General features: G+C 60.1%; 21 protein-coding genes. 9 read left to right on the top strand and 12 right to left on the bottom strand.

All coding sequences use genetic code 11. The features are described from left to right. Nucleotides 1-105: 105 nt before the first annotated feature. Together QFZ88_RS27030 and QFZ88_RS27025 are read right to left on the bottom strand one after the other, a co-directional pair. Nucleotides 106-1,269, bottom strand: coding sequence for a M24 family metallopeptidase (locus tag QFZ88_RS27030; RefSeq protein WP_065997251.1), 1,164 nt, complete (start codon nucleotides 1,267-1,269; stop codon nucleotides 106-108). A 55-nt stretch (nucleotides 1,270-1,324) separates the two neighbouring features. Next, entirely contained in the window at nucleotides 1,325-2,062 is a 738-nt protein-coding gene (locus QFZ88_RS27025) for a GntR family transcriptional regulator (RefSeq protein WP_065997252.1), read from the bottom strand. Between the two features lie 238 nt (nucleotides 2,063-2,300). Between QFZ88_RS27025 and ehuB the strand changes: the two genes are divergently transcribed. The 6 genes from ehuB to QFZ88_RS26995 all read left to right on the top strand — a co-directional run bounded on the left by ehuB (nucleotide 2,301) and on the right by QFZ88_RS26995 (nucleotide 7,590). After that, entirely contained in the window at nucleotides 2,301-3,140 is an 840-nt protein-coding gene (gene ehuB / locus QFZ88_RS27020) for an ectoine/hydroxyectoine ABC transporter substrate-binding protein EhuB (protein ID WP_245317460.1), read from the top strand. Nucleotides 3,141-3,259: 119 nt separating this feature from the next. After that, nucleotides 3,260-3,919 (top strand): amino acid ABC transporter permease, encoded by a 660-nt coding sequence (locus tag QFZ88_RS27015; protein ID WP_065997254.1) that lies wholly within the window; start codon nucleotides 3,260-3,262, stop codon nucleotides 3,917-3,919. Continuing rightward, on the top strand, nucleotides 3,909-4,565 hold the full coding sequence (locus tag QFZ88_RS27010; RefSeq protein WP_065997256.1) for an amino acid ABC transporter permease: 657 nt from the start codon (nucleotides 3,909-3,911) through the stop codon (nucleotides 4,563-4,565). The genes QFZ88_RS27015 and QFZ88_RS27010 overlap by 11 nt, the downstream gene beginning before the upstream one ends. Then, nucleotides 4,562-5,380: an amino acid ABC transporter ATP-binding protein gene (locus tag QFZ88_RS27005; protein ID WP_373426417.1), complete on the top strand. Its 819-nt coding sequence runs from the start codon at nucleotides 4,562-4,564 to the stop codon at nucleotides 5,378-5,380. The genes QFZ88_RS27010 and QFZ88_RS27005 overlap by 4 nt, the downstream gene beginning before the upstream one ends. A gap of 16 nt (nucleotides 5,381-5,396) precedes the next feature. Then, entirely contained in the window at nucleotides 5,397-6,431 is a 1,035-nt protein-coding gene (locus QFZ88_RS27000; protein ID WP_083237681.1) for a succinylglutamate desuccinylase/aspartoacylase family protein, read from the top strand. 58 nt (nucleotides 6,432-6,489) lie between these two features. Next, the gene (locus QFZ88_RS26995; protein ID WP_210184648.1) at nucleotides 6,490-7,590 is read left to right on the top strand and encodes a pyridoxal-phosphate dependent enzyme; all 1,101 of its coding nucleotides are present in this window, start codon (nucleotides 6,490-6,492) and stop codon (nucleotides 7,588-7,590) included. Nucleotides 7,591-7,690: 100 nt separating this feature from the next. Here the strand turns inward: QFZ88_RS26995 and QFZ88_RS26990 are convergent, their stop codons facing one another. The 8 genes from QFZ88_RS26990 to QFZ88_RS26955 all read right to left on the bottom strand — a co-directional run bounded on the left by QFZ88_RS26990 (nucleotide 7,691) and on the right by QFZ88_RS26955 (nucleotide 15,773). Continuing rightward, entirely contained in the window at nucleotides 7,691-8,635 is a 945-nt protein-coding gene (locus tag QFZ88_RS26990; protein ID WP_179654255.1) for a nucleotidyl transferase AbiEii/AbiGii toxin family protein, read from the bottom strand. A 5-nt stretch (nucleotides 8,636-8,640) separates the two neighbouring features. Then, complete coding sequence (locus QFZ88_RS26985; RefSeq protein WP_065997262.1) at nucleotides 8,641-9,219, bottom strand: hypothetical protein; 579 nt, start codon at nucleotides 9,217-9,219, stop codon at nucleotides 8,641-8,643. Between the two features lie 167 nt (nucleotides 9,220-9,386). Next, nucleotides 9,387-10,763: an MmgE/PrpD family protein gene (locus QFZ88_RS26980; protein ID WP_179654257.1), complete on the bottom strand. Its 1,377-nt coding sequence runs from the start codon at nucleotides 10,761-10,763 to the stop codon at nucleotides 9,387-9,389. A gap of 78 nt (nucleotides 10,764-10,841) precedes the next feature. Then, nucleotides 10,842-11,309, bottom strand: a complete 468-nt coding sequence (locus QFZ88_RS26975; protein WP_307420818.1) for a GNAT family N-acetyltransferase — start codon at nucleotides 11,307-11,309, stop codon at nucleotides 10,842-10,844. Between the two features lie 96 nt (nucleotides 11,310-11,405). Beyond that, nucleotides 11,406-12,710 carry an MFS transporter gene (locus QFZ88_RS26970; protein WP_179654261.1) on the bottom strand — a complete coding sequence of 435 codons (1,305 nt, stop codon included), beginning with the start codon at nucleotides 12,708-12,710 and terminating at the stop codon, nucleotides 11,406-11,408. Between the two features lie 98 nt (nucleotides 12,711-12,808). Continuing rightward, on the bottom strand, nucleotides 12,809-13,825 hold the full coding sequence (locus QFZ88_RS26965; protein ID WP_210184649.1) for a pyridoxal-phosphate dependent enzyme: 1,017 nt from the start codon (nucleotides 13,823-13,825) through the stop codon (nucleotides 12,809-12,811). Nucleotides 13,826-13,865: 40 nt separating this feature from the next. After that, nucleotides 13,866-14,747 (bottom strand): GHMP kinase, encoded by an 882-nt coding sequence (locus tag QFZ88_RS26960; RefSeq protein WP_179654263.1) that lies wholly within the window; start codon nucleotides 14,745-14,747, stop codon nucleotides 13,866-13,868. A 324-nt stretch (nucleotides 14,748-15,071) separates the two neighbouring features. Next, the gene (locus tag QFZ88_RS26955) at nucleotides 15,072-15,773 is read right to left on the bottom strand and encodes a response regulator transcription factor (protein ID WP_179654265.1); all 702 of its coding nucleotides are present in this window, start codon (nucleotides 15,771-15,773) and stop codon (nucleotides 15,072-15,074) included. 158 nt (nucleotides 15,774-15,931) lie between these two features. Here QFZ88_RS26955 and QFZ88_RS26950 point away from each other — a divergent pair, with 158 nt between their 5' ends. The 3 genes from QFZ88_RS26950 to QFZ88_RS26940 all read left to right on the top strand — a co-directional run bounded on the left by QFZ88_RS26950 (nucleotide 15,932) and on the right by QFZ88_RS26940 (nucleotide 18,039). Further along, complete coding sequence (locus tag QFZ88_RS26950) at nucleotides 15,932-16,381, top strand: MucR family transcriptional regulator (protein WP_179654267.1); 450 nt, start codon at nucleotides 15,932-15,934, stop codon at nucleotides 16,379-16,381. Nucleotides 16,382-16,550: 169 nt separating this feature from the next. After that, nucleotides 16,551-16,808, top strand: coding sequence for a hypothetical protein (locus tag QFZ88_RS26945; protein ID WP_065997281.1), 258 nt, complete (start codon nucleotides 16,551-16,553; stop codon nucleotides 16,806-16,808). Nucleotides 16,809-17,130: 322 nt separating this feature from the next. Then, on the top strand, nucleotides 17,131-18,039 hold the full coding sequence (locus QFZ88_RS26940) for a nucleotidyltransferase and HEPN domain-containing protein (protein WP_179654269.1): 909 nt from the start codon (nucleotides 17,131-17,133) through the stop codon (nucleotides 18,037-18,039). A 142-nt stretch (nucleotides 18,040-18,181) separates the two neighbouring features. On the opposite strand, the gene QFZ88_RS26935 is transcribed toward QFZ88_RS26940, so the two are convergent. Continuing rightward, entirely contained in the window at nucleotides 18,182-20,146 is a 1,965-nt protein-coding gene (locus tag QFZ88_RS26935) for a hypothetical protein (RefSeq protein ID WP_179654271.1), read from the bottom strand. Next, on the bottom strand, nucleotides 20,143-22,506 hold the full coding sequence (locus tag QFZ88_RS26930) for a sensor histidine kinase (protein ID WP_179654273.1): 2,364 nt from the start codon (nucleotides 22,504-22,506) through the stop codon (nucleotides 20,143-20,145). The genes QFZ88_RS26935 and QFZ88_RS26930 overlap by 4 nt, the downstream gene beginning before the upstream one ends. Between the last annotated feature and the right edge of the window lie 85 nt (nucleotides 22,507-22,591).

Genomic DNA, 22,591 nt, shown 5'->3' with positions numbered 1-22,591 from the left:
CTCGGCTTGCTCCATGGCCTTCCTTCCTTGCCTCATCCGCCGCCCAACACGCAGGTCGACCGCCTAGGGTCGTGCCTGCACAAGCGAATGCTGCATTCAGATCGACTAGTTGATGACCGGCAATCGGTCTGGGGACAGTTCACTTAGGAACTCAGGCTCCCCATTTCGAACGTAGATCACCTCCTCGAACTGAAAAACGGCACCGTTGATCTCCAGCTTCGGCTCGAGGTGCAAGATCATGCCATTCTCTATCTGGTCTGGATTGTCCTTGGAGATCGACGGCGGCTCGGTAACATCAAGGCCCCCACCGTGGCCGATCCGCGAGACGAGGCCGTAGACTGGCGGCAACCCCGCATCGCGCCAGAGCTGCTCAAAATTTGCAAAGACGTCGCCGCAGGTCATACCGATCCTGACGCCTCTGGCCAACGCCACGGTCACGGCACGCGTTCTCTCATAGGCATCGACCTCCCAGTCCTGCGGAGCGCCGCCACGGGCGATGCGATTCCTGTCGGCCGGATAGCCGCCGTATGTGGAGCGAAAGTCTGTCCATGCGTACTGGCCCGCTTGCAATGCCTGCGTCGTTGGCGGCCTGCCATAGTTGAATTCACCCCGGCAAAACGTCATCGCGATCGGATCGGCCGCTTCAGCGCCATTCATGATGATGCGGGCCTGGATCTGACGGCAGAGCTCGACTTCGGTGATCCCCAGACGAGCCTCCGCGACGGCGTCATCGAAGGCATTGTTGACGATCTCGAACGAGATGCGTTTCAGTTGAGCCTCGAAGGGCGATTTGATGACGCGGGTGCGCCACAACAACTGCGTGGCGCTTCCAAGCCGATAGCCGCGAGCTCGCAAACCATCCGCGATCGCGAGCGAGCCCCGGCCATACATGTCCTGCCCATAGTCGATCGCGGCATTGACGAGCCCGGTTGTGCTGCGGGCGCCAATCTCGTCGACGATGGCGCGCGCGCCCTCCTCGAGATAACCCGCGTAGTAGACAATGGAGAACGCGCGCCCGCGCGCCTCGAGATTTCGCATTTCAATCTTGTTGGCGACCACGACGATGTCAGTGTGGTCGAGCACGACGAACAAGGGGCGCGAATGGTACCCCCAGGACAATGTTCGGTAATCGGTGAAGTACTCGATGTTCTTCTTGTCGGTGAGGATCACGAAGTCGACATTGTCCCTTGCCATTTCGGCTCGAACCCTTGCCAGCCGCATGGCCAACTCGTCCGAAGGCACGTCAGGTGATGGCGGTGCTGGCAGCATCCTCGGTCTCCTCCTCTATCTGAGATGCTTTACTCGATGACGGGCAGGCCCCCCGCTACCGCCTGGATTTCTTAGGCTCCGCGTCCAGCTCGACCATGCAAGCCAGACGATCAAAGGGAGACTCCGTAACGCCGTACACGCAAAAGGATTTGTCGGTGGTGTCCAGCCGATAGAGGCGGCGCAAGGTTGGGTAGCCGTTTGGGATTGTGAAGGTCTCGCGCGCCTGCTCGGAGGCCGGCGCCGCGTCGATCAGGAGCTTGGTCCTCGTGAATTTCGTGCCGCGGGCGCGCAGAGCATCGCCGATGAACTTCTCGCCGAACTCTTCAACCACGGCATCGTCGAGCGATCGGGGCAGATAGGATGTGTCGTACATGATTGGCGTCCTGTCCGCGAAAATGATCTTGCGGACGCACAACATCAGGTGACCTGGCGGCTCGAGTGGATCAAAGGCCGGATCCACTATCTTTTCCCTCGTCAAAGAGACCAGCGAGATGGAAGGCTCCAAGCCGAGCCGCAAGGCATCAGCATGGGACGTCAAAGAGAAATCGAGGTCACGGATGAACCGGCGGTGTTCCCTCACAAACGTTCCAAGTCCCGGCACCGATCGCAGTATCCCTGTCGGCTGGAGATCACGAAGCGCCCTTTTGATGGTGATGGCGCTGACCCCGAATTCCTCCGATAGAGACGCGGTGGAGGGGAGAGCCTGGCCGACCTCATATTCCCCGGAGCGCACCCTGCGCATGATCTCTTCGCGCACGTTTTCGTGCAGAACGGTCCCAGTCTGTGCGGCCATCTCGCCTCTCGCCTGCAGGTATACCAGGAATACCTATACTACCGCCGCGGTTGTGTCTATCCCTCGCTGCCGGCAGCCAACCGCAACCACCCGACCGGCAGGCTTCACAAAAATCAAACATTTTCTTAACAAATATTTGACATACCTGGTATACCTAGGCTACCTAGATGCAATGATGTTCTCACAGGAGGAAGCAATGGCGATGAGGTCCCGGCTCTGCAACGCAGCAGCGGCACTGGTGACAGGCCTGGCGTTGCTGAGCGCATCGACGGTCGCCCTTCGAGCGGAGACGACGCGCGAACGGGTGCTGAGGCAAGGCACGATCGTCGTCGGCATCTCCAATGGAGCGCCCTGGGGATTTCGCGGCAAGAACGGCGAAGCCGAGGGGTTCCATCCCGAGTTGATCCGGGCTGCGTTCAAGAGCCTTGGCGTCGGCCGGGTGGAGATTGTCGTGACCGAATTCGGCGCGCTGATCCCGGCACTCAACGCGCAGCGTTTCGACGCGATCGCGGCGGGGCTCTACATTACGCCGGAGCGATGCCGCCTCGTAGCCTTCAGTGACCCGGACCTACAGCTCGCCGATGCCGCCGTGGTGATCCAAGGCAATCCAAAGAAGGTCCATAGCTACGCTCAGATCGCCGCGGACCCGGCAATCAAGTTCGGTGTCGGACGCGGCAGCACGACGGCGAAGAATGCCGAGGCCGCAGGGGTCTCTGAGGACCGCATGCTGCTTTTTCCCGATATCCAGTCCAACATCTCCGCGCTGCTGACAGGCAGGATCGACGTGGCGGCATTCTCGGCCCCGACAGTGGCTCGTATCCTGTCGGACGAAAACATCCACGGGATAGAGCGCGCCTTGCCCTTCCAGGGAGTTCAAGAAGGCGGGAAGGAGCGCTTCGGCTATTCCGCCATTGCCTTCCGCAAAGACGATAGCGATCTTCGCGATTTGTACAATTCCAGGCTCAAGGAGCTCAAGGCGGACGGCACAGTCGCGAAGATCATGGCCAAGAACGGTTTCAGTGATCAAGAGAAGGTCCCGGACCTCACCAGTAGCAAGCTCTGCAACGGACAAGACTGAGCCAGCGGGGCTAAAACAGATGCGATGATGAGGCTAGCTGGAAGCCGCGATCACGCGCGGCATAGGTCCGTGGTCGAGCTTCCAGCCGCGGCAAAGCATGAGGATCAGGGATAACGGGCGTGAGTTCGGTCGAGATATTCGCAGGCATCTTCGATGGCTTCCGCATAACGGCCACGGTAACGGCGTTGGGCGCCCTTTACGCGGTCCCCTTCGCCTTGATCTTTGGTGTAGCGCAATACCTGGCGACAGGCCCCGTGCGGTTTGCCATCACCGCGATCATCGAATTCTGGCGAAGCTCCGCAGTCATTATCCTGCTCTTCTTGTTCTACTATGTGCTTCCCGTTGTTGGCGTCCATCTGACGGCGATCACGGTCAGCTCGATGGTCCTTGGACTGAACACCGGAGGGTATGGAAGCCAGGCCGTGCGAGCCGGTCTTCAATCCATCGAGCGCGGCCAGGTCGAAGCGGCGCTGGCGCTTGGCCTGCGGCGCAGCCATGCCCTTTGCCTGATCGAGTTGCCACAGGCACTCAGGAGGATGGCGCCAGCTTTCGTCAACCTGTTCATCCAACTGATAAAGGGCACCGCGCTCGTCTCCCTCGTGACGCTGACCGACATGACGTTCCGGGCCAAGGAGATCGCCGAGCTCGCGTACAATCCGATCGGCGTCTACACCTCGCTTCTGCTTGCCTATTTCGTGGTCTGCTATCCCGTCACGGTGTTCGGCCGATGGCTGGAGCAGCGCGTCGACCAGGGGAGGGGCCTCACCGATGGAATTTGATCTCGCCTTCGCTGTCTCGACCGTTCCGACAATTCTGAGCGTGATTGGAACGACGCTCGTGATAGCGGCCACGGCCTGCGCTGGGGCTTGCCTGATCGGATTCAGCTTTGAGATGGTCCGGCGGGCCGGTTCCGTCACGGGCTACCTCATGCGCTTTACGATCGATTTCATCCGCTCGACACCGGTGTTGGCCTGGCTTTATTTCCTCTATTTCGTGCTTCCCTATTGTGGTGTGACGCTGCCGGCGCTGGTGGTCGGCATTGCCGGCTTGAGCATCTATTTCAGCGGTTACCTCGCGGAAGTCTTCAAGGCAGGCATCGACGCCATCCCCAAGGGCCAAGGCGAAGCCGCGCAAGCGCTGGGCCTGCGGCGTCGCGATGTCCATATTTTCGTCCTGGCGCCGCAGATGCTGCGCAATGTCGCCGCCCCCATCGGCAACTATTTCGTCTCGATCCTGAAGGCGACACCGTACCTGGCGGTGATCGCCGTGCCCGAGATGCTGGGCAAGGCATTCGACATTGCATCCGACACATACCGCTACGCCGAGCCTCTGACGGTCGTCGGCATCGCGTTTCTCGTCCTGGCTTTGGCTGTCGCGCAGATGGTCAAGCTGCTCGAGCGGAAATTGTCGAGGTCGACCCAATGATGACTGATCTTACAGAACCTCGAACAGGGCAGGCTTCGTGCCCAGCGGAGACCACTGCGGACGGTAACTTCGACCCGCCCAAGCCTCCGGTGCTGGAAGCGTCGGCGCTGAACAAATGGTTCGGGCGGTTCCATGCCTTGCGAGACGTCAACCTCGCCGTTCCGGAAGGCGCGCGCATCGTCATCTGTGGCCCCTCGGGCTCGGGCAAATCGACCCTGGTCAGATGCATCAATGGCCTCGAGAGCTTTCAGGGCGGCACGCTTCGCATTTGCGGTGATCAACTCACCCGTGACAGGAGGCGCTTGCAGGCAGTGCGGCGCCAGGTCGGGATGGTCTTCCAGCAGTTCAATCTGTTTCCGCATCTGACGGTGCTCGCCAACTGCACTCTGGCCTTACGGCGAGTGCTTGGAAGAACAGGGGCCGAAGCCACCGAGATCGCGCGGCACTATCTCGATCGCGTCGGGATCGCGCAGCAGGCGCAAAAATATCCCCACCAGCTTTCGGGTGGCCAGCAGCAGCGGGTAGCGATCGCTCGCGCGCTCTGCATGAAACCCAAGGTCATGCTGTTCGATGAGCCAACGTCCTCGCTCGATCCCGAGATGGTCAAGGAGGTGCTCGACGTGATGACGGAGCTCGCCGACGCCGGCATGACAATGCTGTGCGTCACCCACGAGATGGGCTTTGCGCGTGCGGCCGCCGACCTCGTGGTGTTCATGGATCAGGGCAGCATCGTCGAGGTTGCGCCGCCCGACACCTTCTTCGCCTCCCCGACACAGGAGCGGACGCGTGCCTTCCTGGACAAGATGATCCACTGAGATGATGGAGTTTGTGATGGCTGGTGAGACGCGGATCTGGACGCCGATCGATTACAACGCCGAAGGCAAGCAGTCCGACTGCCTGAGATTGCCCTATTCCTCCGATCTCTCGGCCTATGGGTGGATACCCATCCCGCTGGTTTGCATCAAGAACGGCGCCGGCCCGACGGCTCTGCTGGTAGCCGGCAACCATGGGGACGAGTATGAAGGGCAGATCGCCCTTGCCAATCTCGCCCGCACGATCCGCCCGGACCAGGTTGCGGGGCGCCTCATCATTCTGCCCGCACTGAATTTTCCCGCCGTTGCGGCCGGCCGACGCGTCTCGCCGGTCGACGAAGGTAACCTCAATCGCCTGTTTCCCGGCGACGCATCCGGATCGCCGACCGAGATGATCGCCCACTATGTCAGCGAGATCTTGATCCCGATGGCGGATCTTGTGGTGGACCTTCACTCTGGCGGCCGCTCCCTGGACTATGTCGCAAGTGCCCTGGTGCGTCCTGGCCAAACGCCGGAAGAACATGCCTCCTTGCTCGCGCTGATGCAATCCTTCGCAGCGCCAGTCAGCTTCGTCAGCGACGGGACGGGTGGCGGCGGGCTGATGACGTTGGCGGCGGCCGCACAGCTGCGCGGGGCACTGGCGCTGACAACCGAGCTTGGCGGCGGCGCGACGCTGTCGAGGGAAGGTCTGGCGCTGGCCGAGGCAGGACTGAAGCGGGTGCTCAAAGATCATGGCCTCTTGCCGAACGTCGCGGTCGAGGCGGCGCCCCAGACGCGATTCATGACGGTCAAGGGCCACAGCGCCTTCGTCTACGCGCATGAACGAGGGGTCTTCGAGCCAGCGGCTGAGCTGGGCGAGGAGGTCGAGAGTGGTCAGGTCGCAGGCCACATCCACTTTCCGGATTTGCCCACGCGCGATCCAGAGACGGTGGTCTTCCAATCCAGCGGCCTCATAGCTGCCCGCAGGTTTCCCTCGCTTACCAACCGCGGCGATTGCCTCTTCAAGCTGATGGTCGATCTGGGCGCGGTACCTGAAAATGCCCATCACGCATAAACCCTTTGCGGGGCTCAATCCGCGTGTCACGGGATTTCGGTGCATACGATGCGGTATCTTGTTGCCGGTTGCGGACTATCTCGAGGGATGCCCAGCTTGCCTCGACCAGAACCGGCCGGCGAGTCTGGCCGTAGAATACCGGGAGTTCCCGGCCTCTCTCGACCAGTTGGCCGATTGGCAGGTCTATTCCGACCACGTGACGCTGGGCGAGGGCAACACGCCGCTGGTGTCATTGGAGGACCTTGCAAGCGAGACCGGCATCGGCTCGCTTCATCTCAAGAACGAGGGAGCCAATCCGACCGGCTCGCACAAGGACCGCATGAGCCGCTTCGTGGTGCAGCGCGCGTTGGAGGCCGGCGCGCCGACTGTTGCGGCGGCCTCGAGCGGCAACGCCGGCGTCTCGCTTGCGGCTTACGCCGCGAAGGCCGGCTTGGGCTGTGTGGTGGTGACCACGTCGGAGATGAACCCGAACTGGCGCCGCGCAATCGAAATGCACGGGGCGACATTGTTGGCCACGGAGACGCCGGAGCGGCGCTGGCAGGTGCTGGCTGACCGGGTGCGAGTCGGTGACTGGTATCCGGCGACCAACTTTTCCGTTCCGCCCGTCGGCAGCAATCCGTTCGGCGTGGATGGTTACAGGTCGATTGCTTTCGAGATATTTCACGAGCTAGGCACCAGCGCATGCACCGACATCATCGTCCCGACATCGCGAGCGGATCTGTTGTGGGGGATTGCGCGTGGATATCGCGATCTGCAAACGGCCGGACTTGTCGAGCAACCACCCCGCATTCACGCCGTGGAACCCTTCGGGCGAATTTCGAAAGTGCTCGCCGGACAGGATTATCGTGGCATTTTTCCAGGCCATTCGGCCTTGACCTCGATCGGCGGCTCGACTGTGACCTACCAGGCGCTGGATGCGATTGCGTCGTGCAAGGGAACGGCGGTCGTCATTGAGGACGAGGCCGCACGCGAGGATCAGAAGCGGTTAGCGCGTTGTGGGTTTTATCTTGAGCTGTCGAGCGCAGCGGCCCTGACTGGCCTGCGAAAACTTGTCGCCCAAGGCGTGATCACATCGGATGCCGCAGTCGTGATTGTCGGGACGTCCAATGGGTTTTCCGAGTTTCAACCGTTCGCGCATCCTATCGCCATGGTTGGCTAGAAGTTGATCATTGACCCCGGTCGCCGTGCTTCCGGGGCTCATTGGACGGCCAATGGCCGACTTCAGAGGTCGACCACACCGCCGCGGCAACCCGAGAGGATCAGAGTTGATCGAGATGCGCGTCCAGTCGAGCCAGTATTGCGTCGAGCGAAGGACGATGCCTGTAATAGAGGGCGCGGGTCCGCTCATAAGCCTCGGCGTAGATCCGTCGGGTCGCCGGGTCGCTGAGAAGAAAGGCCTCGTTCTTTCGCAGATTCGGCTCATCCCCGCCTCGAAACCGATCGGCCTTATGTTCACGGTATTCAGGGCTGCCGATAAAGGCCTTGACGCCTTCGTCTTCCAAAAGGCAGGAGACGTCGTAGTAGTGACGCATGAAGTTGACAGGCATCTCTCCAGAAGCCTGCTGGTGCCGGAATTTGGTGGAAACGGTCTGCAGCTTTTCGACGAAAGTGTAGCCGGGCTCATAACAGAGAACATCGATGGCACGGTTGTCGATCAGGTCCGGCACTCCCGATACCACCGCACGATCATAGGCCCAGGAGGAAATGAGGCGGGCCTGATTGGGTGCGACCCGATCGAAGCCCGCCTCCAACAGGACGCCGGCCTTGAGACCGGCGGGCAAGGGATTAAGCTCCGGATAGATCAGACGAATTCCAGCACCCCGCATCCGACCTGTGGGATCGTCAAAGGCCTTATCTCGCTCGGCGCGCAAAATGCCTGGTATGCCCAGTTGGGGAACCAGGCCGTCGAAGAATTTCCGGCGCTGTTCGATGTGGGCCGGCTTGTCGTGATTTTTGCCCGTTGGCAGATCGCCTTGTGGATGAATGAGGATGTCAATGTCTTCGGAGAACCGGTGGATCAGCTGATATCCCTTGGATAGCGACGTGCCGCCCTTGAGCTCGAAGCGGAAACCGAGTTGCTGCAGGCCCCACAGGGCGTGCATGATCCAGTAGTCCTTCTCAACCAGGCCAGGATCGATCTTCATGTCCGCGGCGACCACCGCGATCAGATCGCTGAAGTCGCCGAGGTCGTGAAGAAGCGGCATATGGATCAGGCCCCTTCCAGCGCCTGGCTCACCAGCCGCCCGGCACGGGCCGAACCAAAATCCCGTGCCGCCTTGGCCAGATGAGCGGGGTTCATGTCGCGGGCCCGCTTGAGGGCGCGAGGCAGCACCTCGGCCTTGTTCTCGGCAAGACGATCAAGGTTCTGGAGAAGGTCGACCAACAACACTTCCTGGGTCAGCTTCGCAGGCACAGAAGGCTTCTTGCGGAAGTCGTAGAAACGGCCGCCGAGCTGAAAGCGTCCATGACGCTTGAGATTATAGACTACCGGTTCGTTGTAGAGCTGGGTCGTGCCCACCCCCAAGCTGTTATAAGCGTTGGGGGAGACCATCAGAAAGCGATCGTCCTTGAGGAACGTCTCGACCAGTTTCTCCGCCGCAGCCGGGGCCTTCCCGAAACGCGTGCTACGCGGAGCCATGTACAGTCCGCCCGACACCTTCTCGAGCCGACCTTCCTTGACAAGCTGATGCAGATGGCGATCGACAGCGGAGGACCACTTCTCAAGATCCTTGCGCCGGTAGACCTGTCCAGGCCGCAGCCGCTTTTTCAGTTCGTTCAATGCGGACATCGTCAAATCCTTCGCCCTCCACTTAGGACAACGCACTCCACTTTGCAAGGATTTTCGTTTAAAATTCATGCACTCAGAAAGCACCCTGTTCATGTCGCTGGGATACATCCCCCTGCTGAACGCGCTGGCGGATTTTCCCACTGACCTTTGGGTGCGGCGCCTCGCCGTCAGGTCGACGACTTGCTAGCGAAGTAGCTCAACGGGGCGCGACCGATGGCAACGGCCGGTGCCGCAAGGCATGCGAGCAGCGGCGCTGTCTTCCCCTGCCTGAGCAGAGCCACCGACTGGATGAGCCTTTCGCGATCAGCCTCGCTCAGGAGATCGCGTCCGAGATCATGGAGCTTCTCCTCGACGGCGGTCTGGTGCATTGGATTGTTGGCATCGCCCAGTGGCCGGGGCACGTCGCAGAAGCGCTCGAAACCGCCGACGATCATTGTCACGCGCGCTGGCGTGCGCAGTGGAAAGATTCCGGCCAGATCGTCCGGATAGCGGATTTCGACTTTCCTAGCGAGCGCCACCACCTCCTGATCAAGCAGCGAATGAGGTCGCAGCGGGCGGAACGCCTCCGCGCCGCGCAGGGCGGCAAGGGCCGCGGTAAAGGGCACGGAAAACTGAGCACCCTCCAGCGATTTGGGCGCGTGCTCGTTGGGGAGTTTGCGTGCCTCCGGGAATATCTCCACCAGGACGCGGTCGATCGGCTCATCCTGACGGCGATCAGCGACCAGCTTGAGCACGGCGTCGATGACGGGATGCGTGTAGCGGCAGGCGGCGTATGGCTTGAGATAGGTCTCGCTCACCAGCCAACGGCTGCCGAGATCCGCGGTGATCGCCGCGACGTCGTAGGCATGCGCACGGTCCAGCATATCGATCGAGCCGCTCATGCCGGCCGCGGCGCGCTCGACCGCGAAATAGGCCGTCACGGTCGACCAGGGACTGCTGCCCTTGACCGAGCTTGCCTGGCAATCGCCTTGCGGCAGGTTTTGCGGTGCCTCGGCGCCGGCGATCGCGATTGCGTTGGCAAGCTGATCCGGGCGCATCCCACGCAGCCATCCGATCGCCGCGGCGACGCCGAAGCCGGTCCATTGCCCGCTGGCGAAGCTCATGGTGTCGAAAAACCGCCGCGCCGCGGCAATGCGCAATGCGACGTCATAGCCGATTGCGGTCGCTGTGAGCACTTCATGGCCGCCACTGCCAAGAATCGCCGCTTCGGACAACACCGCGGGCACGATGGCAGCACCTGGGTGGCCCGCCGCCTGGCAGTGACCGTCATCGACATCAAGGGAGCTGGCGGCCGCGCAATTTGCAAACAGGCCGCCAAGAACGTGCAGATCGGTTTCGGCGAACCAGGCCGCCGCGTGTCCTCCCCCAAAGCAGGCCCGGGCGGCCAAGCGCGACAGCCTGGCGTTGTCGGTCGGCACACCACCAAGCAGGGAAGCCAGTGTGTCCAAGATCGCGCGTTCGGTCTTGGCAACGACCTCGGCCGGCAGATCACCGTAGCGCAGGTCGCCGATGAAGGCGGCGAGTCGTTCCGTCACAAATGTCATCGAGCTTCCTCCAGTTTGGTATACCTAGTATACCAAGTCTCGTCGGAAGGAAAGGATGTTGCACGAAGAAATCAGGCTTCAGGCACGCTTGAGGCGGAACGTCAGGATGTGCTGGTCGCCAATGGGACCGTGAACGATCCGGCCGGTGTCAGTGAAGCCCAATTTCAGATAGAGCGCCTTTGCCGGCATATTGCGGGCGTTGACGGCAAGCATCAGTTGCGAGGCGGTGCGGCGACGAGCCCGTACCCAGGAAATCGCCAGCTCAACGCCGGCCCTCCCGTAACCCATTCCCTGGCACGCCCGGTGGATGCGGAAGCTGTGCAACGTGACCGCGCCACGAGGCGCCCAATCGGGCAGGGCCAGTCGTTCCCGTAGGACGAGGAAGCCAACTGTCCTTGTGTCGGCCACAATGGCGAAGGCATGCTCCATCCTTGTGTGAGGGCTGTCTTGCAGAGCATCGAATACCGCGTCGACCGATCCAGCGAACTCATCCTGCTCGGGATCGAGCGTCAGCTTCCTGATCTCGTCCCGATCAAGAACCGTCACGGCGCGCAAGGCGATCGCGGCTCGGTCAGACCTGCTAAGGCTGCCTTCTGGCCCCTGACTGGGAACGCTGCGAGACTCCGGCCTGACTTTCATGACTCAGTCCCTCGGCCGGACGCAGGACGGGCTGGGGGATATGACCTTGCTGTCGCCGCTAGGTTGAGGAAGATCCGCTTTCGCCGCGCGCCATTGCAGCCAGAGGATCAAGCCACTGCCGCACGCAAACGCGACCGAAAGGCCAACGAACATGTCCCTTGCGGCAAAGCCGTGGAGAAGCGTCGGAAGAAGGTAGACGGCGACCGCCGCCACGCCGATCGCCGCATCGATGTTGCTTCGCACGCGCCCGACCATGCGGGTCGGGACGGTCTTCAATATCGTCACATCGCAGCCAGCACGAACTATCGTGAATGACAGCCCGATCGCCCCTTGCCAGAACAGTGCCTCGATTGGCGTGTGAGCGCTTGAAAAGCCTGCCGTTGCCGCCGCGAGAAAGACGGTGCCGACGGCGATCAGCAGCCCTTCAGACGTCCGGTTGAAAAGAGCGGAAAGAACGACGCTCCCAAGCACTCCTCCGCCCGAATACATCGCGGCGAGGAAGCCATAGGTCTCGGATGACAGGTTCAGGTCGAAGCGTGTGAAAGCGGCAAGCAGCGCGTTTGACGCATGCGCCGAGGCGAACGCCAAGATAAGGGCGCAGCCGGAAATCCTGATGTGCGGGTTTGCCAGGGTCTGAGAAAGACCTTGAGCCAAATCCCGGCCGTGCGCGCCATGAGATCGCGCTCCGAGATCATCGTTGTCATTGACCAGGCTGGTGAGCGTCGCGGCGACAAGCGAGAATCCCGCGCACACCAGAAGGCAGGCCGTCATGGACAAGGCGGCGAGGCACAGCCCGCCGATGGCGGCGCCGACGATGTTTCCCGCCTGGCCGGCGAGGATGCCCCGTGACACGGCCCGCATCAAGGCGGTGGCACCCGCGCGCTGGAGCAGCGCCTGGCTGCTGGGATAAGAGAGAAGCGAACCAAGCGAGACGAAGCTGGCGGTTGCATATAGCACCGCCAACGGAGTTGGTTGAGGCCCATATGCCCAGACGATCAAGCCCAGCACTGCCACCCCGCTGGCGTGAATCATCTCGCCGGCTGCGAAAGCACGCCGGCGGCGGGTTCGATCGATGAGGTGGCCGGCGAATGGGCCGACGGTCAATGCCAGGACCTGCCAGCAAATGAGCACCTTGCCAACGGAAGTGACGTCGCCCCCGGTCCGCAGCGCGAGCCAGGAGATGAGCACGATGTACATGCTGCGTGCGCATTGCATGTGGAACAGCAATGCGTAGATCGGGAGGATTGATTGAGCCGCGCTGGCAGTCTGCGCATATTGAAACCAGGCCCGCTTGCCACGAGACGGCATGACCGCTTTTCCTGTCGTTCGCCTTGTCGCGTTCACGAAAACCGCAGCAGCCGTCCCGGAAAAACGACCAGCTCTCGGCAGCACGCGATGTGGTGCGATCACTGCGGCGCGTGCGCCAGCACCTCATCCAGCGTCCTGCGCTTCCATACAAAGCGCGACCACCCTGGCATTGGCGTTTGCGGTGTATCGACCGTCACCGGGTCTTTGCGAAGCGGATCGCCCCATCCGGCAACGTGCTGGAGCCAGTCCGGATCGTAAACAGTTTCGACATAGCGGTTGCCCTCGTCGGGAAAGAGAGCAACCACGTTCTTGCCAGGGTTGGCGCGCGCCCACCACCGGGCGACGCGGTAGGCAGCGCCGCTTGTCGGCCCCATGAAGAGGCCGTGCTTGCGGTGCAGTTCATGGGTTGCCGTAAACACCTCGGCGGGCGTTAGCCAGTGAACCTCGTCGAACTGGCTGTGGTCGACATTGCCAGGGACAATGTTGCCGCCCAGGCCGCTGAGGTTCAGCCTGCCACTTGGCTGGCCAAAGAGCACGCTGTTCGGCGTGTCGACGCCGATGGCGTAGAGATCGGGGAACAATGTGCGCAGATAGCGTGAACTTCCGCTCATCGAACCTCCGGAGCCGACGGGTCCAACCAGACAATCCAGATGCCCGATCCGGTCGATGAATTGCCCCGCGACCTTCGCATAGGAGAGGGGGTTGTCGGGATTATCGTATTGCGAAGGCCAGTAGCTGCGGGGCACATCGCGCAGATAGGCTGCGAGGCGGTCGAGCCGAGCCTGCTGCAGGCCACCTACGGGTGCCGGGGTTTCGACGATTGTGACTTCAGCGCCGAGTTCGACAAGGCGCCGATGAAGGTGGCGATCAAGCGCCCAGTCGCTCACCAGGACCAGCCGATAGCCGTGCTGGACGGCCAGCATGGCAAGTGCAAGGCCGAATGTCCCCGACGAGGATTCGCAGATGGTCCCTCCCGGGCGCAACTGTCCACGCTCGACGGCGCGCTCAAGCATGAACCTGGCAGGCAGCAGCTTCATCAAGAAGAAGCTGGCCCCGAAGAGGTTCTGACCCAGCGGGACAATGCGTGGGTTTTCGAAATCCTCGAGCTTGCGCATCAATGCACGCCTCGACATGTGTCCTCCTGCGCACTGAGCGCTAGTGATGGAAGATGGCCGGCTCGAAACCGGACCGCCTCAGGGCGTCCGCCGCGCGGCCGACATTTGCCGAGGCCTGTTCAACCGTTGCGTCGAACATCAGCCCGACGACCGTGCCGCTGTGGGCGACCTGGACGCCGACGGCGCCAAAGCGAGCGCCGATCGTCTCGATCTCGTCGAGCCGCGGCTTAGGCAGGAAGCGCTCGTTGAGCCGCGCGCTCGCCGTTGCGACGCGGCCCACCATGCGGGCGTCGGCATTGTTGATGGCTGTGCGAAGCAGGCTTCGCAGCGGACGAAACGTCTCGATCTCCAAGGGGTCATAGCGCGCCGGCGCGAAATCGAGGGTATCGACGGTGACGTCGGGCGTGGTGTCGATGCTGACGAAATCGATCGGCGGCAGCGGCCTGCGGAAAGACTCGAGCACGACGCCGTCACGGTGCGCGAACAGCACCGCCTGGTCCTTGAAGAAGGTCGAGTCACAAGCGGTTTCGGCACTTACGGCGAGCCGCATGACATCGGTTGATACGGCGTCGATCCCAAGCCAATCCAATACTGCCAGGATACTTGCCAGCACGTCGGCGGTTGACGATCCCATGCCTCGGCCGATGGGAATGTTGCTGTCCAAGGCCAACTCGCCCCCGGTAGCCGGCGGACCGAATGCCCTGAGGGCCAATTCCGCAGCGCGCCGCGCCTTTTCCCGATGGCCTGGCACGACGCTCACGCAGTCACTGTTGTTTGCCGTGAAAGTCGCCCTGGACTTCAACTGGCGGCAAGGCAGCGACACCAGCGCGCGACGAAGCCGTGCGCCATCGTCCTCGAACAAGCCTTGAACCAATTCGCCGTGATGGCCGATCGCCTCGCCATACCCCCCGCCGCCGTGCATGACCTCTCCTCGCTTAAGGAAATTTGGTATATTATTTCAATCTAAACTATATTGATGCTGTCATCTCTCACCAATTACAGCAACAGCCAAAGTAATAAACTTTTGTTGTAAATCTATTACGAAAACTTGTTGTGATTCACTTATAGATTGCATTTTCTTCAACTGTAACAAACGGCCTGCCCGAGAGCCGAAGCCGCACAGCCTCTTCCGCTGCTGATGGCTGGAGGTGGGTTCGGAGCGCGCGACAAGAGCTGTTCAGTCGCAGGCAGACGTAGCGCTCGCCGTCGGGGCCTACATCGATGGGGGCGGAAGCCGGCCGGGTTGCTAACCGGCCCTATGTTCCAACGCGTAGCCGGCGAGCCGCACGGTCCGGATGGCAGCGCAAGATGAAGATTCGTTCAGGAGCTTGCGCAACTGGCTTATGTGAACGTCGACTGTGCGGGTGCTGACACCTGTAGTGTTCGGCCAGGCGACGCCAATCAAATCTTTGCGGCTGAACACCTTCTGCGGGTTCTCCAGCATGTGGCGCAGCAGCTTGAACTCGAGTGGACCGAGCGCGATTTCCTTGCCGGCGCAGTAAACCCGGTAGGCATCGATCTGCATTTCGACGTCGCCGAACGTCAAGACTCGTTCGCTTGGGGGCACGCCTGTTCGCGGTCTCCCAGGGTTCAGACGGGAATGCAGGTACTCAATAAGCATGGCCGGCGCAAACGGTCTGACAAAGCACTGGTCGACGCCGGATCGCAACAGCTGAAGGTGCTGAGCCTCGGCACCGGCATGGACCAATGCCACGCAGGGGACGTTACTTGTGCGGGGATCCTGCTTTAGCCATGCGCTCTGCTGCGCTAGCTGGTTGTCGGGCCGGCAATCCAGGACGATGGCACGAAATCGAGGCTCGAGCGCCATGGCCGCAACGTCGTCAACGGAACTGACCAACGCGCTGGAAAAGCCCTCAACCTCCAGGATATGACTGAGCAGTAGATAGAAGTCCGCATCTTGCGAACAGATCGCGACCAAGGGCTTCATGCGTTGAGCTTAGTGCGCCACCTGACCGGCCACAATATGGCGGTGTTCGACCGCAGTTGAGTGTGGCGCTTAAACCAATGCGCTACGCGGTGACTAGAGTTTTTCCAGGAACCGGCTAAGAGGGTTGCCACCAATTCGCACCGAACAGGAGATATTTCATGTCAGGAGACATTGAGCAGGACCAGATCCAGTTGATCGAACTCACCGCAGATATCGTGTCTGCCTATGTGAGCCAGAACGCGGTTCCGGTTGCGTCTCTGCCGGATCTTATCGAAAGCGTGAATTTGTCGCTTTCGAAGATCGCGGGATCGGCAGAACCAGAGACGCCAGCCCAGCTTCCCGCCGTCAATCCCAAGCGTTCGGTCTTTCCCGACTACATTATCTGCCTCGAGGACGGGAAGAAGTTCAAATCGCTGAAACGCCATCTCAGCGTCCACTACGGCCTCACCCCGGCAGAGTATCGCGAGAAGTGGGGTCTTAAAGCGGATTATCCAATGGTCGCGCCGAATTACTCACAGCAGCGTTCAGCCTTGGCAAAATCGTCAGGCCTTGGCCGCAAGGCGCCGGCAAAGGCTCAGAAAAGTAGCCGCAGGAAGCGTGGATCGTGACGCGGCGCCATGGCCGACTTTATACCGCGGAAGGCCATTTCCGGCACCTAAGGATGAGCCGCCCTGGTCGCATGAAAACGGCTGTTTGGCCGTCCGGTGCGGCCTGAGTATCAATTGTGTATGCCACAGCCGCTTCCCTGGGTTAGACGGGTGAGGGGAGGTTTCGAGGGTGGATTGCTTCGACAAGCTGGAGGCGCTGATCGAGAGCGGCAGTGCTGACGCGGTCGAGCAAGCTCGCGCGTTGCTCTGCCAGGTGACGGCCAATTCCAAGGCAGCTGCCCGAGCCGTCGACGAATTCCTGATAGACCTGATGACGCTTGTCTTTCTCGTTGAAAGTGGCCGCGACGCCTTGCAGAACTCGGCCCGGCGCCTGGCCCGTGCAAGGCTTTCGAAACTGAAGCTTTTGTACCCGCCTGAGGGCACCTAATGTTCTTCCCATGTCGCTTTGGCGAGGTATTGCTGCCCATCAGTTGGCTTTCGAACTTCTCCAGGATAGCCAACATGGTTCGCACCTCTGCTATGTCGATTAGTTCGATGCCAGCCGGCGGAGACGGCGTCGCGTGGCGATTAGCCAAGTCGCTCTGCTGTAACTATCGACTTGACTTGTTCTCTATTTGTTCCACCTCTATGTAAGGTACAAGGGCAGGGCAGTTAAGGATTGCGAACAGGCATCCTTTTCGATGCTAGCAGGCCTGCTATAACGACTGCCTTCAACGCGCTCATGCGCTATCCGGGTTGAACCGACAAGAATGAAGACCAGCATTGATCATCTGCCGGAACACAAGCAGGAGGAATTGGCCCGTGTGGTCGAGATCCTCCACGCCGAATTTGAAGATGCGCTGGCCGAGAGCAGCGCGGAGTGGAAGAAGAGCGGCCGCATCCTGAAGATCATTCTGTTCGGTTCGTACGCGCGCGGCGACTGGGTGGACGAACCCCTGACGATGAAAGGTTACCGCAGTGATTTCGACCTGTTGGTGATCGTCAACAACAACAAGCTTTCCGACTTCGCCTACTGGTATAAGGCAAAGGATCGGCTTGATCGCGACCGCACGATCAAGACCCCAACCAGCTTCATTGTGCACAGCCGCCGCTTCGTGAACACCGCGTTGCGCCAGGGCCAGTACTTCTTCACCGACATCCGCCGCGAAGGCATCGTGCTGTACGAGCTCGACGATGAGCCGCTCGCTGAGCCGAAACCTTTGCCCCCCAAAGCCGCTTATGAGGGGGCAAAAGAGCACTTCGAGACTCGCTTCTCATTTGCTCGATATCAGTTGAAACTCTTCCATATCGCACTTGCTGACGGGGAACTAAGCAATTCGGCTTTTCAACTTCACCAAGCTATCGAGCACAACTATTCCACTCTGTTGCTGGTACTCACCAACTACAGCCCGCCTTCCCATAAACTCACTTTCTTGAGGTCGCTCGCGGAAGACCAGGACAGACGGTTGACTGCGGCTTGGCCCCGCGATCAGCAGCGCCATCGCGCCTGGTTCAACACGCTAAACGAAGCCTATGTAAAGGCCCGCTACTCCAAGCATTACACAATAAGTGACGAGGCCCTTGTGTGGCTGGGCGAGCGGGCGGCCGAACTCCACAAAATCAGTGAGCAGGCTTGCTCGGAGCATCTACTGCGATTGAGAGACGCCATCGGCGCTTAGCACACTACCGGAATGTCGTGCACGCTTCCGATCGGCGAAGGTCGCTGCGCGCGTCACCGCTTTAGTCTAGAAACGAAGTTCGGAGCAATCCGTGAGCGTTCAAACATTTCGGCGACGGCCGCTTGCCGAGTGGCCGCTGCTTTTAGGCAGTCGCAACGTCTTCCTCAACGACGGCGGGCTCCTCTATTGAGGCATCAGCGTTGGCGGCGATGAATACTGAATCGTGCTCCACTTTGATGAGCACACCGCCATTCTGGTTGTTGTCCTTTGCCTCTGGGTTTCGCGTGATGAAGCCCAAGAGGGGAGGCTTTGTGCCGTCCGCGGGCTTATCGGGGGAGCGGATCTCGCCATATCCGCCGGCGAGTTTACCTAGTGGCAGCCCCGTTTGCAGAAGCCGGGCCAAGGCGTCAGTTGATTTGAGAGCTTTGAGCGGGTCCTTGCCCTTCGGCATAACCTTCTCGTCAGGAATCGCCGCGATCGCAGCCATCAGCTCGTCGATTGCAGCCTCCGTCATGACGAGGCGGGCGTTCTCCGCATTGCCATCGTCACGTCCGAGATAACAGACAGCTCCATCTTGGGCGAGCGTCGGCAAGTTGAGTGTCTGGAGGGTCTTCGTGTCGTCAAAGTATGAAACAGTCACCGCTACAGGAAACGTCGCCGGCATTTTGGCTGGCAATCCCACTCGACCGAGGCGCGTAAGCAGCGATTGTTGCAAATCGAGAGCATAGTTTTCCCGCATTCGCTGAAAGAGGAAATAAGCGCCGTCAGCGGCAAGCATCTTTCCGATGGTCGCGCGGCTCTCGGATCGCAAGTCTTTAGCATCCCATTGCAACCGAATGGCGCTGCCATCCTCCAAGCGACCAAGAGGCGTCGTGAGGGTATTGCCATAGTCCCACGAGGTGTGCGTTAGCGGAGTAACATCGCCGGCAAGCAGGAGAATTCGCTTCGTGCCGTCTTCGCGCACGAGATCGCAGGCCGGCGTCATAACGATAAATGCATCGCGAACGTCTTTGTCTTGGCTTGCTGCGGGATAGTCGCGACGCAGGAAAACATCGCCGAATGCGATCGAGGGTTCGAGCTTGTTGGTGACTACGCCGAGGCGCGCGCGATGCTGCCACACGGTCTGATGAACGAGATGCTGGAGGTCACTGGTTCCGGCGATATGGGGGGCGGGGTAGAGACTGAGGTCGACGTCCTTGAGTGCACGGGCGGCCTCAATCGTCGGGGCATCGGCCTCGATCTCATATGTAAGGGCGCTATCGAAGACGTCTAAGAGGTAACTGCCAAGCGGTTGCCCCTCGAAGTTCAGAAGCAGCTGACTGATTTCCCCATAATCAGAGAGATCAAGGCGTCTCACAGTCTTAAAGAAGCGGGCCGTTGCCCCGTTAAGGCTCGCCTCATAGTTGGAGAGGAAGGTTGCGATCTTTACCGCGTCAGCGAGGTGTGTGGCCAACCGTTGGAGTGTGCGTGGAAGATTGTCTCCTTTGAGCAACTCATCCTTGCGATAGAACCTAAACAGGGCGCCGAGGAGCTTCGCCTGGTCTCGAAAATCTGCCCGCTTATCATTGAGTAGATTACTGCGTGACATAAGGACGACGGGTGGCGGGGACGCTTGGCGTTCAGCCATCAGCTCCTTCACGAGCGCGATCGATTGCGCGATGTCGTCAGGCGCCTGTAGGTTTCCGAGGAAGAGATCGGCGAAGATGAGATCGGCTTTCCTGGCGGCATCGACGACGGTCCGCCCCATGCGAATCGGCGTAATACCGAGCGCGCCGAGGGCGGCTTCAAGGTCAGCCAGAAATTTCGTGTCCGATTTCTTATTGTTTTCATAATCCGTGAAGAGTTCGCTCGCGAGACCCTCCAACTTGGCCTTGCCCTGCCAAACCGCCTCTACAAAGGCGTCGTTGTGAATAAGCTCGGACCCGTCGATCTGCTCATAGCCCGGGAAGATCTCTGCCAAAACGTCTTCATGCACACCGGCGTCAGCAAAGAAGGTGGACCACGCATCGACATCGAGGTCGCTGGCCTTAGGCACGTCGTCATAGGCGTCATCGATGATGACAGCGGTTTGGATTCCCTTGTCCTTAAGAAGCTCAGCAACGGTCATTGGGCTAACGCCGACTCCGGCAGCTCGAGAACGAACTCACTATGCCGCTGGGTCTGCGGATCCTGCTTGTTCGATATGACCAATGTGCCGCCCAGATGTTCGGCGTTCTCTTTCGCAATGTAGAGGCCAAGGCCGCGCCGTTTTGACTTCTCCTTAAGCGACCAAAAAGGGCGGAAAATCTTGTCGATATGATCGTGCGCGATGCCGCTGCCATTGTCCTCGAAGGTGATGGTCGGCGGGTCGCTCTCGATGGTGACGGTTATCGTGGGAACTATCCGCGGCTCGCGGTTTTGCCGCATCTGTATCCAATAGAGAGAGTTGGAAAGCAGGTTCTCTATGATCTGAATCACCATGCCCTTAACGAGCCGCACGCGGACGGGACTCTTGGGCTTTTTGATCTTGAGCACCACATTGTGACGCTTAAACTGCGCAACGTGGCCTTCTTGGATATCGTCGAAGAGTTCGGCAAGATCGAAGACTTCGGACCGCTGGCGGCCGGAAACGCTGAGTTGGTCAAGCACTCGTAGCCGCTTCGAGACGCTCTTCATTTCGGAGCGCAAAGTCTCGAGGCGTGCCCTGATTTCGGAAGGGAGATCCCTGCCTTTTAATGCTTCAAGCGCTTGCAGAGCGCCCTCGGTCGCGCGAGCAAGTTCGTGAGCCACGACCTCGACCATCAGCCCGACGCCAGCCATTTGAATCATTTGCTTACCGTCTGCCTCGACTTCTTCAATCCGTTTCTGGGCGCGGGCCGTAAGGTCTTGGAATTCGACGAGCGCGTGTTGGAGGTCGTCGACAACCTCTTGCTCTTCCTTGGGCACGAGACGTCGGACCCGCGCAATCGCGCCGGATGCGCGCGATTTCAGCTGCTCGATTTGCGATTTCATGTCGCCAAGTTCAATCGGGGTCCGTTTGTGGCGCCGATCCACGTCCTTGAAAAATCCCCAGAGCAGATCTTTGACCACATGACCAAGAATCTGAACAAAGGCCGTCTGTTCTGGGTTGACGCGGAGACCCTCACGATTGGTTTGATCGAGCAGATGCGGATTGCCCGCGCGCGTAATTTGAACGTGGCCGACAAACTGGTTCTTGTTCAGGATATAGCCGGTACGGCCGAGCGCGCGGCGATCGAGTCCGAGCCAGTCATCCTCCTCGTCGCCATAGGGAAAGACACGAAAGCCATCGCGAAACAGCAGAATCCCGCTCCAATTCTTCTGCAGATCGCGGACCTCGTTGCGATTCCCAATGCCGTCGATCGCCGTAAAATGCCGTCGATTGTACCAGTATCCTTCAAAGTTGAACGGCCCAACTGAGACGAGTGCACTCGACGGGATCTCGCCAGAGGTCCCGCTAAGGAGGCCCTCCAAGTCTGGCTCAGTGAGCGTAACAACGTCCGACTCTCTCGGATGGGTGTAGCCCAGATTGGTCGCATCCATTCGAACGAACAATTCCGGTCTCCCATCTTTGATTTCATAGCGGCCAGTGAACGAGGCGTGCGCGGCATCTAGGAGCGTCTTGTCCATGAAATCGATTGGGATACGAGTTCCGTTCCACGAGAGAACGATGCGGGGTCGCTTCTTAGGATCAAGGAAGGGATCCGTAAGTCGTGCAAAGTCATATTTAGCCAGCCTCTCGAGGCGCGCCTCGGTCCAGTCCTCCCGGAGGTCGCCTATCGTCAAGCGTGTGCCGCTCCACTCGGTATCGGGTTTTGGACCGCCGGGTTCGGGTTCAAACTTCACGTCTTCGATCATGGCATCCAGGTCGGCAAAGGCTCTCCAATCGATGTCAAGAACATTGATTGTCCGATCGCCGGACTTCGCGGTTTCAACCCGCAGCCGTTCACCCAGTCGCATAGCGGAGAGACGTCCAATCCCTTTCTCACCCAGATAGGGAGTAATCGTGTGGCCACTGGCGATCGAGCTATCGACCTTATGCTTGCGTGACGGGGTTCCGATCGTGAGGTAGTAGCGTGTCAGATCACCCATCGACATACCGTCGCCAGTATCGGCGACGATAATGGTGTTGGCGCGGGCGTAGCCGTCATCGAGGTTCGCAATGAAGTCTTCGATGGATTGGCTTGCTAGAGCCCGGTCAAAAGCGGCGCGAGCGTTGCCGGAGGTGGGGTCGAGGAGATTCTCCAGATCTGTCTGAAGTTCGCTGAGCACAGCATTGGTGGCTTGTATGGCGCGCGCTCGGATCTTGAGATAGGAGTTGCGTCGAAGCGCGATACCGAAAGCTAGCTCAACACCTTTCCGAGAGCGGGCGTCGATGGCGTTCTTGATCAGTTCGTAGAAGGCAATGATGTCCGAGCTAATCAACTCGGCGCCCAGTTCTAGGACTGTGCGGGCAGATATTTTGAACAAAACGCCCCCTCGGTCGGCAATAGTCAGGTAAAACGGACTGCTCTGAGCTCTGAGCAGCTTAGCAGTAAGACAAGGTGATACAAGA

The sequence above is a fragment of the Mesorhizobium sp. YL-MeA3-2017 genome (assembly GCF_030814575.1).
GTDB lineage: Bacteria > Pseudomonadota > Alphaproteobacteria > Rhizobiales > Rhizobiaceae > Mesorhizobium > Mesorhizobium terrae.
This window is presented reverse-complemented; position numbering and strand designations above follow the sequence as displayed.

Coding starts and splice junctions, on each gene's coding strand:
- QFZ88_RS27030 (WP_065997251.1), bottom strand. CDS start 1,269: ATGCTGCCAGCACCGCCATCACCTGACGTGCCTTCGGACGAGTTGGCC.
- QFZ88_RS27025 (WP_065997252.1), bottom strand. CDS start 2,062: ATGGCCGCACAGACTGGGACCGTTCTGCACGAAAACGTGCGCGAAGAG.
- QFZ88_RS27010 (WP_065997256.1), top strand. CDS start 3,909: ATGGAATTTGATCTCGCCTTCGCTGTCTCGACCGTTCCGACAATTCTG.
- QFZ88_RS27005 (WP_373426417.1), top strand. CDS start 4,562: ATGATGACTGATCTTACAGAACCTCGAACAGGGCAGGCTTCGTGCCCA.
- QFZ88_RS27000 (WP_083237681.1), top strand. CDS start 5,397: ATGGCTGGTGAGACGCGGATCTGGACGCCGATCGATTACAACGCCGAA.
- QFZ88_RS26990 (WP_179654255.1), bottom strand. CDS start 8,635: ATGCCGCTTCTTCACGACCTCGGCGACTTCAGCGATCTGATCGCGGTG.
- QFZ88_RS26985 (WP_065997262.1), bottom strand. CDS start 9,219: ATGTCCGCATTGAACGAACTGAAAAAGCGGCTGCGGCCTGGACAGGTC.
- QFZ88_RS26980 (WP_179654257.1), bottom strand. CDS start 10,763: ATGACATTTGTGACGGAACGACTCGCCGCCTTCATCGGCGACCTGCGC.
- QFZ88_RS26970 (WP_179654261.1), bottom strand. CDS start 12,710: ATGCCGTCTCGTGGCAAGCGGGCCTGGTTTCAATATGCGCAGACTGCC.
- QFZ88_RS26965 (WP_210184649.1), bottom strand. CDS start 13,825: ATGCGCAAGCTCGAGGATTTCGAAAACCCACGCATTGTCCCGCTGGGT.
- QFZ88_RS26960 (WP_179654263.1), bottom strand. CDS start 14,747: ATGCACGGCGGCGGGGGGTATGGCGAGGCGATCGGCCATCACGGCGAA.
- QFZ88_RS26955 (WP_179654265.1), bottom strand. CDS start 15,773: ATGAAGCCCTTGGTCGCGATCTGTTCGCAAGATGCGGACTTCTATCTA.
- QFZ88_RS26950 (WP_179654267.1), top strand. CDS start 15,932: ATGTCAGGAGACATTGAGCAGGACCAGATCCAGTTGATCGAACTCACC.
- QFZ88_RS26940 (WP_179654269.1), top strand. CDS start 17,131: ATGAAGACCAGCATTGATCATCTGCCGGAACACAAGCAGGAGGAATTG.
- QFZ88_RS26935 (WP_179654271.1), bottom strand. CDS start 20,146: ATGACCGTTGCTGAGCTTCTTAAGGACAAGGGAATCCAAACCGCTGTC.